This is a genomic window from Lactobacillus sp. UMNPBX17 (assembly GCF_002553735.1).
GTDB classification, from domain to species: domain Bacteria; phylum Bacillota; class Bacilli; order Lactobacillales; family Lactobacillaceae; genus Lactobacillus; species Lactobacillus gallinarum.
This window is the reverse complement of record NZ_PCYT01000040.1, coordinates 1-16,243: the sequence shown is the minus strand read 5'-3', so window position 1 is coordinate 16,243 and position 16,243 is coordinate 1. Positions and strand designations below refer to the sequence as shown.

Annotated in this window: 16 protein-coding genes, 1 tRNA gene, 1 pseudogene and 1 riboswitch; of the genes and pseudogenes, 3 read left to right on the top strand and 15 right to left on the bottom strand. The window is 36.6% G+C overall.

The features are described 5' to 3' along the window. From CP368_RS07010 to trpS, 13 genes and pseudogenes are all read right to left on the bottom strand, one after another. Window positions 1-218 (bottom strand): annotated as a pseudogene (locus CP368_RS07010) (cell division protein); the annotation flags it as partial. A gap of 134 nt (window positions 219-352) precedes the next feature. Next, window positions 353-1,132 carry an SLAP domain-containing protein gene (locus tag CP368_RS07005; protein ID WP_098044140.1) on the bottom strand — a complete coding sequence of 260 codons (780 nt, stop codon included), beginning with the start codon at window positions 1,130-1,132 and terminating at the stop codon, window positions 353-355. 148 nt (window positions 1,133-1,280) lie between these two features. After that, window positions 1,281-2,666, bottom strand: coding sequence for a bifunctional UDP-N-acetylglucosamine diphosphorylase/glucosamine-1-phosphate N-acetyltransferase GlmU (gene glmU / locus CP368_RS07000; protein ID WP_098044139.1), 1,386 nt, complete (start codon window positions 2,664-2,666; stop codon window positions 1,281-1,283). A 46-nt stretch (window positions 2,667-2,712) separates the two neighbouring features. Then, the gene (gene purR, locus CP368_RS06995; RefSeq protein WP_025005719.1) at window positions 2,713-3,543 is read right to left on the bottom strand and encodes a pur operon repressor; all 831 of its coding nucleotides are present in this window, start codon (window positions 3,541-3,543) and stop codon (window positions 2,713-2,715) included. A 104-nt stretch (window positions 3,544-3,647) separates the two neighbouring features. After that, window positions 3,648-3,905, bottom strand: coding sequence for a Veg family protein (locus tag CP368_RS06990; protein ID WP_003625575.1), 258 nt, complete (start codon window positions 3,903-3,905; stop codon window positions 3,648-3,650). Between the two features lie 61 nt (window positions 3,906-3,966). Further along, window positions 3,967-4,851 (bottom strand): 16S rRNA (adenine(1518)-N(6)/adenine(1519)-N(6))-dimethyltransferase RsmA, encoded by an 885-nt coding sequence (rsmA, locus tag CP368_RS06985; RefSeq protein ID WP_025005718.1) that lies wholly within the window; start codon window positions 4,849-4,851, stop codon window positions 3,967-3,969. Further along, window positions 4,841-5,407 (bottom strand): ribonuclease M5, encoded by a 567-nt coding sequence (rnmV, locus tag CP368_RS06980; protein WP_025005717.1) that lies wholly within the window; start codon window positions 5,405-5,407, stop codon window positions 4,841-4,843. The genes rsmA and rnmV overlap by 11 nt, the downstream gene beginning before the upstream one ends. Next, window positions 5,394-6,161 (bottom strand): TatD family hydrolase, encoded by a 768-nt coding sequence (locus tag CP368_RS06975; RefSeq protein ID WP_098045900.1) that lies wholly within the window; start codon window positions 6,159-6,161, stop codon window positions 5,394-5,396. Before CP368_RS06975 ends, rnmV begins: the two co-directional genes overlap by 14 nt. Further along, the gene (metG, locus tag CP368_RS06970) at window positions 6,161-8,137 is read right to left on the bottom strand and encodes a methionine--tRNA ligase (RefSeq protein WP_098045899.1); all 1,977 of its coding nucleotides are present in this window, start codon (window positions 8,135-8,137) and stop codon (window positions 6,161-6,163) included. Before metG ends, CP368_RS06975 begins: the two co-directional genes overlap by 1 nt. 91 nt (window positions 8,138-8,228) lie before the next feature. Continuing rightward, complete coding sequence (gene mgtA / locus CP368_RS06965; protein WP_098045898.1) at window positions 8,229-10,892, bottom strand: magnesium-translocating P-type ATPase; 2,664 nt, start codon at window positions 10,890-10,892, stop codon at window positions 8,229-8,231. A gap of 85 nt (window positions 10,893-10,977) precedes the next feature. Further along, window positions 10,978-11,141: riboswitch (M-box (ykoK) riboswitch) on the bottom strand. Window positions 11,142-11,190: 49 nt separating this feature from the next. After that, window positions 11,191-11,799, bottom strand: a complete 609-nt coding sequence (locus CP368_RS06960) for a TPM domain-containing protein (protein ID WP_199161331.1) — start codon at window positions 11,797-11,799, stop codon at window positions 11,191-11,193. After that, the gene (locus tag CP368_RS06955; RefSeq protein WP_014562935.1) at window positions 11,789-12,268 is read right to left on the bottom strand and encodes a ComE operon protein 2; all 480 of its coding nucleotides are present in this window, start codon (window positions 12,266-12,268) and stop codon (window positions 11,789-11,791) included. The genes CP368_RS06960 and CP368_RS06955 overlap by 11 nt, the downstream gene beginning before the upstream one ends. Before the next feature lie 20 nt (window positions 12,269-12,288). Further along, window positions 12,289-13,311 (bottom strand): tryptophan--tRNA ligase, encoded by a 1,023-nt coding sequence (gene trpS / locus CP368_RS06950; RefSeq protein WP_098044136.1) that lies wholly within the window; start codon window positions 13,309-13,311, stop codon window positions 12,289-12,291. A 126-nt stretch (window positions 13,312-13,437) separates the two neighbouring features. On the opposite strand from trpS, the gene CP368_RS06945 reads away from it, so the two are divergent. Together CP368_RS06945 and CP368_RS06940 are read left to right on the top strand one after the other, a co-directional pair. Next, window positions 13,438-14,037, top strand: a complete 600-nt coding sequence (locus CP368_RS06945) for an SOS response-associated peptidase family protein (protein WP_025005712.1) — start codon at window positions 13,438-13,440, stop codon at window positions 14,035-14,037. 41 nt (window positions 14,038-14,078) lie between these two features. Beyond that, window positions 14,079-14,149: transfer RNA gene (locus CP368_RS06940), tRNA-Gly, on the top strand. Window positions 14,150-14,196: 47 nt separating this feature from the next. Here the strand turns inward: CP368_RS06940 and CP368_RS06935 are convergent. Further along, window positions 14,197-14,859 carry a CPBP family intramembrane glutamic endopeptidase gene (locus CP368_RS06935; protein WP_098045896.1) on the bottom strand — a complete coding sequence of 221 codons (663 nt, stop codon included), beginning with the start codon at window positions 14,857-14,859 and terminating at the stop codon, window positions 14,197-14,199. 88 nt (window positions 14,860-14,947) lie between these two features. Beyond that, on the bottom strand, window positions 14,948-15,409 hold the full coding sequence (gene greA / locus CP368_RS06930; protein ID WP_087235725.1) for a transcription elongation factor GreA: 462 nt from the start codon (window positions 15,407-15,409) through the stop codon (window positions 14,948-14,950). A 233-nt stretch (window positions 15,410-15,642) separates the two neighbouring features. Between greA and CP368_RS06925 the strand changes: the two genes are divergently transcribed. Then, on the top strand, window positions 15,643-16,068 hold the full coding sequence (locus CP368_RS06925) for an Hsp20/alpha crystallin family protein (RefSeq protein WP_025005709.1): 426 nt from the start codon (window positions 15,643-15,645) through the stop codon (window positions 16,066-16,068). Window positions 16,069-16,243 lie beyond the last annotated feature (175 nt).

The following is a 16,243-nucleotide window of genomic DNA, read 5'->3' as shown; positions in this document are numbered from 1 at the left end:
TTTTTAGTAGTCTTCTTTGAAGTTGACTTCTTTGTTGAAGTGGTCTTTTTAGTAGAAGCAGACTTCTTTGTAGTTGTTTTCTTGCTTGAAGTCTTCTTTGTAGTAGTCTTCTTAGTTGAAGCTGTCGCAGCATTTACGTTTTGTGTAGTATTTAAAAGTGGACTAACACTCATTAATGCAGCTGCTGATACCATAATTAACTTATGACTTAATTTCATCGATAATTTACCTCATATCTAAAACTAAAATTCTAATTCATTTATATATTGTAAATCCAAATCTAAATTTTGCCAATTTTAGAAACAAAAAAGATACCCTTTCTTAAGGAAAAGATATCTTTTACTCCACATTGTTACTTAACAGTAACATCTGAAGCCTTAACGTAATAATGATTTGGCTTTAAAGCGTAGTATTTAGTGCCCTTAATAGTCTTAGTACCTAAGCCCTTTACAGTTACATCTTTACCAATGTAACTAGTGCCTAAATAGTTCTTAACACGCTTGCCATTGTTGTCATAAACATAAGCTTTCTTCTTCATTGAAATCTTAACTACCTTAATCTTGCTAGACTTCTTTGAAGTAGTCTTTTTAGTTGTTTTCTTAGCTGAGGACTTTTTGGTTGTAGTCTTCTTGCTGTCTTTCTTAGATTCTGACTTTTTAACAGTCTTCTTTGTTGCTTTCTTAACTACCTTTTTAGTAGTCTTTTTAGCTGCTTTCTTAGTTGATTTTGCAGTTGAAGTAGAAGTTACAACTTTTTTGCCGTTAGACTTAAGAGTATAAGTAGTCTTACCAGACTTGTAAGTTACTGTACCTTCAGTTGCAGCAGCAGGAATCCAGTACTTCAAATCAGTTTGGATACTGTAGTAAACTTGACCATTGATAGTCTTAACGTTCCAAATAGTGTAGCGACCACCCTTAGTTGCAGTCTTTGATGTCTTCTTACCATAGCGGTCTACAAACTTCATGGTCTTAGTCATCTTAACGCGACTATTCTTACCATAAGTATTATGAACACCCTTAGCATGTGCAATTGGTGCAGCTTGAACAGAAGCACTATTTGCCATACCTACAACTGGGCTAACGCCCATCAAAACAGCTGCTGATACCATCATTAACTTATGACTTAACTTCATAAATATATACCTACCTCATTAAAAACATCTTTGTAAATCTATTGTAGGGCTCTTATATAATTTTGCAAATAAATACTATAGCCTTAATACTTTCTTAGCAAAAAAGCGCCCTAGTTCAAATGACCAGGGTTACTTCTTTATTTATTAATTATTCCCAATCTTTATCTTTGGAAAGAGGAAGCTTGTGCCAGTAATCTGGCTTGTTAACTTGACGCCCACGTGCAATCGCCATGTCGTACTTGTTTACGTCCTTAGTAATAGTTGAGTCGGCAGCAATAAAGGCATGATCAGCAACATTGATTGGAGCAATAAGTGTTGAGCCAGCACCAATAAATGAATGATCACCAACATTAGTATGGAGCTTCTTGACACCATCGTAGTTAGAGAAGATTGTACCACAACCAATGTTAATATCTTTACCCAAGGTTGCATCCCCAACATAAGTTAAGTGACCCACCTTAGTGTTTTCACCAATTTCTGCCTTCTTAATTTCGACAAAGTTACCAATATGAGCACCCTTGCGAATAATTGCCTTAGGACGAAGGTGAGAGTTAGGACCGATATCAGTGTTGTCATCCATTTCAGCTTCTTCGATAGTTGAAGAAGTAATAGTTACACCATTACCAATCTTAGAATCGATAATTCTTGATCCATTAGTAATGTAACAATCGCTACCAATTTCAGTGTTACCCTTGATAACTACATTGCCTTCAATCACAGTATCGTTACCAATTTTTACATCTGCATCAATATAAGCAGTATCAGGATCAACAAATGAAACCCCGTTACGCATATGAGCTTCATTTATTCTTCTTTGCATGGTCTTAGTAGCTTGAGCTAAAGCAACACGATCATTTACACCAAGACTTTCACTAAAGTCAGGCATCTTGTAAGCACCAACGCGTTCACCATTGTTGCGCAAGATTTCAAGCACATCAGTTAAGTAGTATTCACCTTGAGCATTATCGTTATCAACATGCTTTAAAGCTTCAAACAATTTTTGATTGTCAAAGCAAAATACACCGGTGTTAATTTCCTTAACTTTTAATTCTTCAGGATTACCATCTTTTTGTTCAACAATTCGTAAAACATTGCCTTGATTATCACGAATAATTCTGCCGTAGCCAAATGGATTTGGAGCTTCTGCAGTTAAAACAGTAGCGGCATTGCCCTTTTCTGCGTGATACTTGAATAATTCATTAAAAGTATCAGTAGTAAATAATGGGGTATCACCTGTAACTACTAAAGTAGCGCCTTCCTTATCACCTAAGGCTTCTTTAGCAGTCATTACTGCATCACCGGTACCCAATTGCTTTTCTTGGAAAGCAAACTTAGATTTGTCTGCTAATACCTTCTCGACTTCACCTGCACCAGTACCTACTATAGTTACGATCTCAGTAGGATTAATTCCACTAGCAGCATCAACTACGTGCTCTACCATGGTTTTACCACAAACTTTGTGTAAAACCTTGTACAGCTTTGACTTCATTCGTGTACCCTTGCCTGCGGCAAGAACAACTACATATTTTTCCATTAGTAATTAACCTCTTAATAATTAAAACTTAGATCTAGTATAGCATTTAAAAGCGATCAAAATCAGTTTCATTTAAGAAGTTTCCTGGTTCTGCCAAGATGAGCTTCTTTGCCGTATCGATTTTACTAATTTTTACTAATGAAAGGTAGTTTTTGACTAATTTTTCTTTATCAAAATCAGCTTCACAAAGAACACAAATACCAGCAATCGTGCCTTCAAATTCCTTAACTAGTTCTTCCATCCCAGTTAAGGTACCGCCGCCTTTCATAAAGTCGTCCACGATTAATACTTTTGCACCTTTTTTAAGAGCACGAGTTGGCAATTCCATTTTAGAAACGCGGGCTAATGAAGATGAGATATAGTTAACAGAAACCGTTGCTCCTTCAGTAACCTTAGAACGTTTTCTAGCTGTTACAAATGGCACATCCAAGTAACGAGCTACAGCTTGTGCTAAAGCGATTCCTTTAGTTTCGACCGTCATTACGGCATCTATCTCATCATAAGCGTAGCGAGTGGCAACCAATTCACCAATTCTACGCAAATCTTGCGTATCACCCAATATATCTGATAAATAAACAAAACCGCCGGCTAAAATTCGACTTGGGTCTTCAATTCTTGATGCTAAATCAGATAAATAATCTTCCGCATGATTTTTACCTAAAAATGGAATATAGCGTACCCCACCAGCTGCTCCTGCTACAGTTTCCAAAATACCATCTTGATTATTAGCTAGTGTGTGTTTCAAAATGGCTAAATCTTCTGAAATTGAGGATTTAGCTGCACCGTATCGCTTAGCAAAGAATGGTAACGCAATTAGAGTATGGGGACGCTCCATTAAATACTTGGTCATATCAACTAATCTTTCTGAACGTTTCATGATATTTCCTTTCTAATGTTTGGCTTTATACTTAATAAATATACTCTAAAGAGCAAAAAAAAGCACTAACATTTTTTAATGCTAGTGACAATTCTGAATTGTGTTTAAGCTTCAGCTTCCTCAGCCTCATCATCAAACTTTAATGCAATATTCTTAGTTAATAAATCAGTGTAACTGTAAGAAACATGTTTAAAATTATTTTGATGTTGGTCTAAATCGACCACAAACACTGCAGGGAATGTTTCTCTTAGAATTCCCCGTCTCTTAGTAACTTTCTTACGACCCGCTTGAGCTACTACTGTTAAGGTATCACCTAAGTGAGAATCCAACTTATGCTTTATTGTGATAATCGATGTTGGCACTAAACAACAACTCCTTTGGTGACATTTTATCACATTTTAACAGTAAAATCAATATTATACACTACTTAGTGGGAATATTTCTAGCTATTTCAATAAATTGTTCAATTGTTAAATTTTCAGGTCTAACTCGTGGATCTACACCAAGCTTTTTAATTAAGGCTTCACGCTTTTCAGTGTCTGGAATCAACGTTTTCAAATTGTTATTCAGTGTCTTTCTACGTTGTGAAAAGCACATTTTGACTACCCAAACAAAGTGCTTGCGATTCTCAATTTCGGGTTTATTCTTCAATGGAGTTAAAACAACTACACTCGAATCGACCTTAGGACGCGGCATGAATGATTCATGGTTAACTTCTAATGCCACTTTGACATCCATTTCAGTTTGAACAGAAATAGTTAACGGACCGTATTCTTTACTGCCCGGCTTAGCCTCTAGCCTTTCGGCCACTTCTTTTTGCATCATTAAAGTTAAACTAGCAAAATGCAAATCTGACTCAGCTAAAGCAAAAATAATTGGAGTAGTAATGTAATATGGCAAATTAGCAACTACCTTGATTGGCTTGTTCATGTCAAAAAAGCCAGCAAGATCTTCTTTAAAATCAGCCTTAAGCACATCTTTAAGCATTAACTTAAAGCGATCTTCTAAAGGAGCATCACCAATTTTTTTAGGCAGCTCATTTTGCAAAATATCTGGCAAACTATCGTCTACTTCATAGGCAAAAACTTTTGCACCTGCCAGTAGAAGTTGCTCGGTTAAAGAACCAATACCAGGACCAATTTCAATTACTTGATCACCCGCATGAATATCTGCAGCTTCAACAATACCCAAAATTGCATTTTGGTCGATTAAGAAGTTTTGACCCAAGTTTTTCTTAGCTTTTACAAAATAGCGGTTAATAATTGCTTGTGTTCTAACGGGAGAACCAATTGGAATATTATTTGTCATTTTTCGCCTCTTCTACCGCATTTTTTAACTCATCAAGTGAAACACCAAAGGTATGCAAACGATTATAGAATTGCTTAGAATTACCATATCCAACTCTAAGCTTAATGCCAACTTGTTCCCGCAACTTACGAGAGCCTGCGCCGCCTGCTAAACCTAATTTACGATATTCGCTTTCAGTTAAATCACTTGCTTGTGGACTAACTTCATGTAAATCGCTTAATGCCTTTTCAAGTGCTTCTTTTGAAGCATGCTCTACTCCAAGACTCCCCTTTTTATGGGGTTCACCTTCTTTACGTGTAATAAAAGCCTGCTTAGCATTAGGCACAGCATTAGTTACAATTCGGCGAATTCGCTCACCGTTAAAGTCAGGATCTGTAAAAACAATAATTTGTCTATTTTTACTGAGCTGTTTCAACTGAGCTAAAACACTATCTGAAACAGCAGAACCATTAGTTTCTACCGTCTCAATTCCTGGGAAAAATTGTTTTAAACGAATAGTATCGTCTTTTCCCTCAACGACAACTACCGCATCAAAATTCTTTTTATTTAAGACCATAAACTCTCACTGTATTTTTATAAGTAGCTTCTGCAACTTTTTCAAGTGGAATATCTTTTAACTTGGCAATTGCCTCTGCAACATAACGCACATAGCCAGTCTCATTTTGACGACCACGATATGGCTTAGGTGTTAAATATGGTGCATCGGTTTCAACTAGGATTCGATCAAGCGGAGCTGCTTTAGCACTTTCATGAACTTCCGTAGCCTTGGTGAAAGAAACTACACCTGAATATGAGAAGTAAACGTTTAAATCTAAAAACTTGTTTAACCAGTCAATCCCACCATTAAAGCTATGCAAAATGGCACCATATTCTAAATTGCTATTTTTCAAAATATCGTAGCAATCAGGAAATGCATCCCTAGTATGAATATCGACCGGCATTTTTAAATCATGTGCCACTTCGATTTGACGAGCAAAAACCTCACGTTGTACATCCCTAGGCGATTCATCCCAATAGTAATCAAGACCGATCTCACCCATTGCGACAACTTTAGGCATTCTCAATTGTTCAATCAGCTTATCTTCGGCTTTTTGATCATAATCTTTGGCCACATCAGGACAATATCCCACCATCGCATAGACATTATCAAACTTTTCTGCCAAATCAACAGCTCGTTCATTAAAGTCAGGATCTTGTCCCGCACAAATAGCTTTGGTTACACCCAAACTTTTGGCACGTTCAAGATAGTACTGTTCCTTTCCTCTAAAGGGCTCATCATTTAAGTGCGTATGGTTATCAATAATTTCCATTAGCCTAATTCAGCTCCAACTGGATGTTCATCACCAACAAGTGCTAATTTAACTTGACCATCTTTTTCACTAGATAAAAGCATACCTTCGCTAAGGTGACCCAACATCTTACGTGGCTTCAAGTTAGTAACAGCTAAAACCTTCTTATCAAGAAGTTCACTTGCATCTGGGTAAAACTTGCGAATACCACTCAAAATTTGACGTTCTTTACCATCGCCAAAGTCAAGCTTGAACATGAGTAATTTATTTGAGCCCTTAACTGGTTCTACTGACAAGATTTGACCAACTTGGATCTTTACCTTGTCAAAATCATCAATGGTAATTTCATTACCCTTCTTTTGTTCACTTCTAGTAGTCTTCTTTGGCTTAGCCTTTGCCATTTCGTCCTTGATGTACTTAACTTCTTCTTCAGCTTTAAGTCTTGGGAAGATTGGCTTTGGCTTTTCAATTACCTTGGTATTCCAACCAAAATCATTAAAGGCTAAATTCTCTTGATCTTCATCATCCCAGTTCAAGCCAAGTTGTTCAAACATCTTTGGTGCAGTTTCAGTCATTACTGGATAAATCATAATGGCAATCAAACGCAAGCTTTCAGCTAAATTACTCATTACATGAGACAATTCATCTTTCTTGCCCTCCTTGTTCAATACCCAAGGAGTAGTTTCATCGATGTACTTGTTAGCGCGTGCTACTAACTTCCAGATGCTGTCTAAAGCTTGTGAGAAATGAAGTGAATCCATTTGTTGACGGTAGTCTGCAATCACACTAGCAGCTGTATCTTGTAAATCCTTACCAAACTTGTCTTGAGCAACAGGAACGGGTGCAACTTGACCATCTTGGTATTGATTAATCATTGAAACTGTACGGTTAAGCAAGTTACCAAGGTCATTAGCTAAATCATAGTTAATTCTTTCGATAAAGTCTTCAGGAGTGAAAATACCATCTGCACCAAATGGAAGTGCACGCATCAAGTAGTAACGAAGTGGATCAACACCATAACGACTAGTAAGTGATTCTGGGTAAACTGCATTACCCTTAGACTTAGACATCTTACCGTTCTTCATCAATACCCAGCCGTGACCAATAATGTGCTTTGGAAGTGGCAAATCAAGTGCCATCAACATAATTGGCCAATAGATAGTGTGGAAACGTACAATTTCCTTACCTACCAAGTGAACATCTGCTGGCCAATATTTCTTAAACAATTCGTCATTGTCTGAGCCATAACCTAAAGCAGTAATATAATTAGAAAGTGCGTCAATCCAAACATAAACTACGTGCTTGGGATCGCTTGGGACAGGAATTCCCCAGTTAACAGTGGTACGAGTAACTGAAAGATCTTCAAGGCCTGGCTTAATGAAGTTATTAAGCATTTCCTTTTCACGAGAATGAGGCAAAATAAATTCAGGATGTTCCTTGTAGTATTCAACCAATCTGTCAGCGTACTTGCTCATCTTGAAGAAGTATGAAGGTTCCTTAACCAAACGTACTTCGTGACCACTAGGTGCCTTACCACCAATCACATTACCGTTGTCATCCTTATAAACTTCGGCAAGTTGTGATTCAGTGAAGTATTCTTCGTCTTCAACTGAGTACCAACCAGTGTATTCGCCTAAGTAAATGTCGCCCTTCTTTAAAAGTTTTTCAAAAATCTTTTGGACAGCCTTAACGTGTTCTTCGTCAGTAGTTCTGATGAATTTATCGTAAGAAATATCAAGACTCTTCCATAACTTCTTATATGAAGCAGCCATCTTATCAACGAATTCTTGAGGCTTAATTCCTTGAGCTTCGGCCTTTTGTTCAATCTTCAAGCCATGTTCATCAGTACCAGTTAAAAAGAAAGTGTCATAGCCTTGGCTACGCTTGTAGCGAGCCATAGTATCTGCGGCAATTGTAGTATAAGCATTACCAATAGTTAATCTACCAGATGGATAGTAAATTGGGGTTGTAATGTAAAAAGTATCTTTATCAGCCATTAATTAGTCATACTCCTTTATTCGTCTAAAATATCTATTCTATAATAACATGCAAAAAAAGGAATTGGGCTAAAACACCAATTCCTTTTCTCTAAAATTTTTCTTTTTTTAAATATAATTGCTTAATTGCCGTAGTTAATAAAACATATATTATTTCTAATGCAACAACTACCAAAATAAAGCTGATTGGCAATTGCGTTAATCCCAAACTAGCTGCCACATTAGAAGATGGCAAGACGCTGCCCCAAAGAGCCAAGCCAAAAGTTACCAAGATCACAACTGGAGTGGCACGTTGCTTAATGAATGGGAAACGTTCATCGCGCAAGACATGGATAACCATTTCTCTTGTCCACAAGGATTCCACAAATAAGCCTGAATAAAACAGCGATTGAAATACCCAATGATGAAAATCAGTTCCTACCAAGTACGGACAGATCACATAAAACATTAATGCCATAGTAATCAAATCGATTATTGCGGGAATCGGTCCAAAGTTAAGTACGAACTTAGGCCATTTATTAATTGACCATTTCTGCGGTTTCTTCACATAGTTTCTAGATACACTATCAAATGGAATCACTAAACAGCTAAGACTATAAATCAAGTTCAAAATAAGTAGCTGCAAAGGCAATAACGGTAAAAATGGCAAAGTAAGTGAAGCAATGACCATTGCAATAATACTGCCAAAGTTGGTTACCAAAAACGTCTTAATGTATTTCATTGTATTTGAAAAGACTTTACGCCCCGTAATAATCATTTGCTCAAGCAACTGGAGATCCTTTTGTTCAAATACAATATCAGCAGACTCCTTAATAATATCGACAGAATTATTAGAAGTAACAGTGACGTCGGAAACTTTCATTGCCAAAGCATCCTTATTGCCATCGCCCATGTAGCCTACTGTATGTCCATTTTTCTTTAACGCTTGAATAATCTTAACGCGCAATTCAGGAGTTAAATGAACAAAGATATTACACTTTTCAACAATTTCTGCTAGTTCTTCCGTGGTTGCTGTTTCAATTTGTTCACCATCGTAAACCGTATCCACGTTCAAACCAACTTGCAGAGCAATCGCTCTTGTAACTGCCTCATTATCGCCGGTAAAGATCTTAACATTTACATTATCATTCTTTAGATCTTGCAAAGCCTCTTTAGTACTTTCCTTAGGTGGATCAAGATATGCTAGACAGCCAATAATGGTTAAATCATTTTCATCTTTAGCCGAAAATTCTCCTACTGGAGCTGGATTCAATTTATAACCAACTAATAGAACACGCAAACCGTCATCATTTAATTCATTAATTTGGTTTAAGATTCTTTCACGCCAAGCGTAAGTCAATTTCTCGGTTTTGCCATTTACTTCAACTTGGTTAGAAATATCTAGCATCCCTTCCGCAGCGCCTTTAGTTACTAATAAGTGTTGTCCATGGTGTTCATCGTTATCAACCACCACAACGCTCATTCTTTTTCTGCTATAGTCAAAAGGAATTTCATCTATTTTATTGTAATCACGTTGGATCTCGTTTACATCTAATTCATCACCAGCCGCATCGATTACTGCTTTATCAATCAAATCCTTCATCCCGGTTTGATAATAAGCATTTAAGTATGAGAATTTCAAGATGCGCGGCGTTTCTTCCATTTCTAAATCATAGTGTCGCTCTAGCACCACTTGATTTTGAGTAAGAGTACCTGTTTTATCGATACAAAAAACATCGGTTGAACCCAAATTTTGAATAGCATTCATCTGCTTAACTACTACGCCTTGCTTAGACATTTCAAGAGCGCCTTTAGTCAGATTGCTATTAACAATAATTGGTAAAACTTCAGGAGTAAGGCTAACTGCTGCAGCTAGAGCAAATATTAAGCTTTCTCCCCAATCGCCTTTGGTTACGCCATTAATTATGAATAATAGCGGCAATAAGATAGCTGTAGCGATTATCAAGATTCTAGCAAGTTGCTTCATTTCCCGATCAAAAAGAGTCGTCTTAACTTTTTTGCGTGAAATCTTCTGGACCTTTTTACCAAAAACAGTGTTATTTCCTACCGCGAACACAATGCCACTGCCAGAACCAGAAACAATAGTAGTTCCCTCATATAAAATATTAGGATAATCGAGATAATCAGCTAACATACTCGGCTTTAGAGTCACATTAGCTACTTTTTCAGTTGGTTCAGAATCACCATCAAGATAACTAGAAGAACAGAATAAATCTTTGCTAGTCAGCAGCTTCATATCAGCTGGAATCATATCACCTGCCGATAGATTGATCACGTCCCCAACTACCACATCCTCAGTTGGTAGCTCCATATTTTTACCATCACGACGAATATTGGTAGTAACTGACACCATATTCAGCAATTTTTCAGTTACCTTAGCGATCCGTATTTTTTGAATAAAATTCGCCACTACCGAAATAAGAAGCATCAGTAGCATCACAATTACAGTTTCAATATCGCTATTACCGTGAGGAACAATGTAACTAGTAAATGTAGTAAGTAAAGTCAATATAATCAACACTACAGTAAACGGTGTCGCCAAGGATTCACCCAACAATCTCCATTTAGAAGCGTTAGTGTTAGTTCTTATTTCATTTTTGCCATATTCTTTTCTATTTTCATCAGCTTTTTTAGTTGAAAGGCCTTCGGCACTCGCTTGCAATCTTGCTAGCGTTTCGCTGCGTGATTCACGTGCAATTCGTTGAATTCGTTGAATATCAACATTTGAATGTTTTTTGCTCGCTGGTTTTAACATTCTTCAATTCCTCTCATTCAATAGACAAGCAAACAAAAAAGTCACCTGCTATTTCTGCAGGTGACTTGCACGCCAAACAAGGCTTTTGTCATACTCGTCGTTCAGTTTTAACACTACGTGACGTAAGCACATGCTAGCTATCTGGATCTCGCCTTAAGTCGACGACACCTATTTAACCCGTTGGCATCTCTGGATGTTTCTGGGCGATAGCGTGTGTTCACGTAGGAGTCTCACCTAACAGTTTCACTTACTATGTCTACAAAAAGTTTAAGGACTTAATTCAAATAAGTCAAGTTGCCTATTTGTGCAAATTGGAGCTATGATGCCCGAATCTTCTAAGCATATATATTATTCCCATAATTAAGAATGCTAAAGCTAATGCAATCGGCAGTGCTACTCGATGGGGATGGGAAATTTTATCCTGTTCACTTTGCGATAAATCATATTTATCAAGAGCATACTGATATTGTTGATCTACTTTAGTTGCACAGGCCCGAAAAACAAACCGCAAACCTTTGTTAAAAGTAGCATTATTATGGCTGCGAAGTTGATCTACTTCAGCGCGAAGAATATTCGATCTCGTATCAGCAGTAAAAGCTCCATGTAAGTCTTTGCTTGAAAAGATTTGCACATCGCGCTTCTTTTCTTTTTGACCTATCACAATAAAAACAGTACGTTTAGAATGATTTAACGCCTTTGGTGTTAAATTCTTGAGTTTCTTTACTGTAATTACTGCTATTTGCGGTTGCTCTTTAGTCTGCAAATAACGATTATTCTTTTCTTTAATTAAAGTCTTAGTCTCTTTGTCTAAAATATGGACATGATCTTCAATATTAGGTTGCACAAATCCTGTCATCGTCATAAAGACGGCTAACAGGCCAAATAACCAAATAAATCTAGTTTTCATCTTCTTCAAGTTTATGAGCCAAGCTTTCCACATATTTCCGATCGATTTTAATTTGCTCATATGGTACCCCGCAATCATGAAGCAACTGCATTGCTAACGGATTATCACGATAATCAAAGTAATAATTGATTTTCTTTACACCGGCTTGAAGCAAAGACTTGCAGCAATTATAACAAGGGAAATGAGTCACATATATTTCCGTATCATCAGTTGATACGCCAAATTTAGCACATTGGATGATCGCGTTCATTTCGGAATGAATAGTTCGAACACAGTGCCCATCTACCATTTGATGACCTACCTCATCACAATGTGGTTGTCCGGATACCGATCCATTATACCCCGTGCCAATAATACGATTATCTTTAACCAAAACACTACCAACTAGAGCTCTGTTGCAGGTGGAGCGCTGAGCTATCACTAGTGCCTGCATCATGAAATATTGTTTCCAAGGAATTCGATCGTGCATGAACTTACCTCTGCTTATTCTTATCTATTCTTAAAGTAGTTCAAACCAATAGCATCACGAACTTGTTCTAAGGTTTCATTAGCTACTGTATTTGCCTTCTTTGAACCTTCTAAAAGCATTTCATAAATTGCATCCTCATCTTGAGCGTACTTTTCACGGCGTTCACGAATAGGTGCAAGTTCTGCTTCAAGTATTTTGTTTAAGTAACGTTTAATTTTAACATCGCCTAACCCGCCTTTTTGGTATTCTGCCTTAAGTTCTGCTACCTTATCCTTATCTGGATCAAAGACATCAAGGTAAGTAAAGACAGTGTTGCCTTCAACCTTACCTGGATCTTCAACGTGAATATGATTTGGATCGGTGTACATTGACATAACTTTCTTTTGAACTGTCTTAGCATCATCTGACAAATAAATGCAGTTACCAAGTGATTTAGACATCTTAGCATTACCATCAAGACCTGGAAGACGACCAGAACCCTTTGGTGGGAAGTAGCCCTTTGGTTCAACCAAAATATCAGTGTTGTAAACACGGTTAAAGGTTCTTACAATCTCACGAGTTTGTTCAAGCATTGGTTCTTGGTCATCCCCAACAGGAACGATAGTAGCCTTAAAAGCAGTAATATCTGCAGCTTGAGAAACTGGGTAATTTAAGAAGCCAACTGGGATTGAATCTTTGAAATCCTTTTGCTTAATTTCAGTCTTAACAGTTGGGTTTCTTTCAAGACGTGCTACAGTTACTAAGTCCATGTAGTAAGAAGTTAATTCAAACAAAGCTGGAATTTGTGATTGAACATAAATTGTTGATTTACTTGGATCAATGCCTACAGCTAAGTAGTCTAATGCTACTTGAATTAAACTGTTACGAATCTTTTCTGGGTTACGAGCATTATCTGTCAACGCTTGAGTATCAGCAATCATGATATAAGGATCGTACTTGCCAGAATTTTGCAATTTTACTCTATTTTTAAGTGAGCCAATATAGTGACCAATGTGAAGTTTGCCAGTTGGACGATCACCGGTTAATAAAATTTCTTTTGCCATAACTTCTACTCTTTTCTAATTTTATTTTATACTCTTTGCTTTTTTATTTTATTTCTTATGTTAATGACCTAATTTTAACAAAATTTAAGCTATGATTAAACTATCACCAATGAAAGGAAACAAGACATGTGTAATCACTTTCGGATACCCGATTTAATGCAAATAAAAAAATATCTGACTGAAGACCTCGCTTTACCATTAACCGATCCAAAAATCGAAATAAAGCAACAAGATATTTTTCCAAATCAAACTGCGCCAGTCTTGCTCTATCAAGACAATAAACTGCAGCTCGTCAATAAAAACTGGGGCTATCCTAGTCCAGTAGATTCCAAAAAGCCGATGTTTAACGCCAGAATAGAGCGTTTTTATGAAAATAAGCCTTCTATGTGGGATCGTTCTTTTGCTAGACAACGCTGTTTAATTTTAAGTAGCGATTTTTTTGAATATGCTAAAACTACATACCAAGGAGCTAATGGCAAAAAATATCATGAACGCTACTGCTTTAAAACGGCTAATCCCATCACATTAATTGCAGGAATTTATGATCAAAATAATTTTTCTATGGTTACTACCGCTCCTAATAAAGACATAGCTCCCATTCATAACCGCATGCCACTAATCATTGAACCTGGCGAACTGCGTAGATGGCTTTTTCAAAACTTTACCAGTTTGGTTGATCGCAGCAATATTGACCTAAAAGTACAAAAAGAGCCACATCAAAAATAATTGGTTTATTAATTAAAAGCATGATAGAATAAAGAAGTATTGCGGGTATAGTTAAATGGTAGAACGACAGCTTCCCAAGCTGTAGATGCGGGTTCGATTCACGCTATCCGCTTTTTTGTACAAAAAAACGGATGAGATTTTTTCTCATCCGTTTATTTTTTACGCCATGATAACGGTTAAAACGCCACTAATGATAGCCAAATAAATCGGCATCCAGAGCGTTTGTGTATAAAGATAACTCCAGGCAAATAGCCCGCCATAGATAATCTCAATCACAACCAACAAAAGTGAATTTTGAAAGTTTAACAAACTAAAAATAATTCCTGAAACAATAATTCCTGTTACTGCAACTTGAGTAGTACTTCTGCGAAAAGCATAATTAAACAAAAATCCTGTTGCAAGGAATTCTTGCAGAATTGGTAAGATAATTCCTTGTACTAAGATCAAAAACCAAAATATGTCAACTGATTCATTTTTTAAATAAATCAATTGAAAGTCATAATGTGGAATCTTTTCATATGCTTGTAAATACGATATAAGAATTCGAGTAGCCGTGATTGCCAAAGTAAGCAACATCACCGTAGAAAAACTGCCTAGCCATGGTAATTTAAAATCTCGAGCAAAAAAACGTTGTTCACGATTAAAGCGATAAACATAAAATAATAAAATCATTGCTGCAACAAGGCAAAACAAAATCAAATCCCAAACATGCAATGGCGTCTTCCTAGTCACTAGCTTAACGACTGCAAAGACGATAACATACCCTACCAGGTACACTGCATAGCGGATAACGTTTCCCTCTCTCGATTCTGGCGTATTCAAAATTTTCACTCCTACTCTGGATTGTATCCTACAAAATCAATATTATACCAAAAAAATACAGTTTATTAAATACAGATAGGGCGTCCGCTTACTTCACTTCTACAATAGTCACCTTATATTCTCCAGCTGGGGCTTCGACTGTGGCAACGGTACCTGCCTCTTGCTTCATAATTGCTTGACCTAAAGGTGAATCAAAGGAGATTTTGCCATCGGCCAAATCCGCCTCCATCCGTCCGACGATCTTATATTCTTCTGTTTCATCATCATCATCAAATTTAAGAACTACGGTCTTACCCAAATCTACTTTGCCATCATCCTTAGTTTCGACAATTTCTGCGTACTTTAATTGCTTACCTAAATAACGCAGACGACTCTGCAAGTGTCCAAGGTCCCTTTTAGCCTCTGTATATTCAGTATTTTCTGATAAATCGCCTAGAGCTCGCGCAGCTTGTAAAATCTTTATTCTGCGAGGACGATCTTTCTTTAAACGTGCAATTTCATCTTCAATTTGTTTATAGCCTTCTGGCGTCATTTTTTGAAAATATACCATGATTTAACACCTTATCAATTCGTTCATTCATTTTTCTTTTTAATTATACAAAAGTTATCCACAAGTGTTAAACGTTGATTTACTAAAGTTTTTATTCATAAATTAGCACTATATACTTTCAAGTGCTAAATAGTTTAATTTATTTTGAAACTGATTACAATAATCAGTGTAAGGGAAAAAAACGAGTCCTTACGAATTAAAGAGCAAATAAAAATTGAAAGGAAGTTTTCAATATGGCAAACGATATGATGAATCGTCGCAATGATATGATGGATGCAATGAACGACTGGTTTGGTTTTCCAAGAAACTTCTTTGATGACACTGAAATTGAAAACATCATGCAATCAGATGTTGCCGAAACAGACAAAGACTATACCGTTAAGATCGATATGCCTGGTATGAACAAAGAGGACATCAACGTTAACTACAAAGATGGTCTTTTAACAGTTGCTGGCAGCAGAAAATCATTTAAGGATACAAGTGACAAGGATAAGAACATTATTCATAAAGAAAGAAGCGAAGGTCGCATTTCAAGAAGCTATAGATTACCAAATATAGTTGCAAGTGAGATCCATGCAAAGTATGATAATGGTGTATTGACTATCATCTTGCCAAAGCAAAATGCTGGTGATGATAGCAATTCTATCCATATTGATTAATTTATTAGATTAAGCAAGAGGTCTAATAAGTTACGGATATAATTCTCTGAAGCGAGTTCATTAATTGAACTCGCTTTTATTTTGGCTTAAAATAGACTTAATTTAAGAAAAAATTAAAAACGTAAATTGCAATAATAAATTGAACACTTACGCTGTTTGATAGATTTTATCTAAT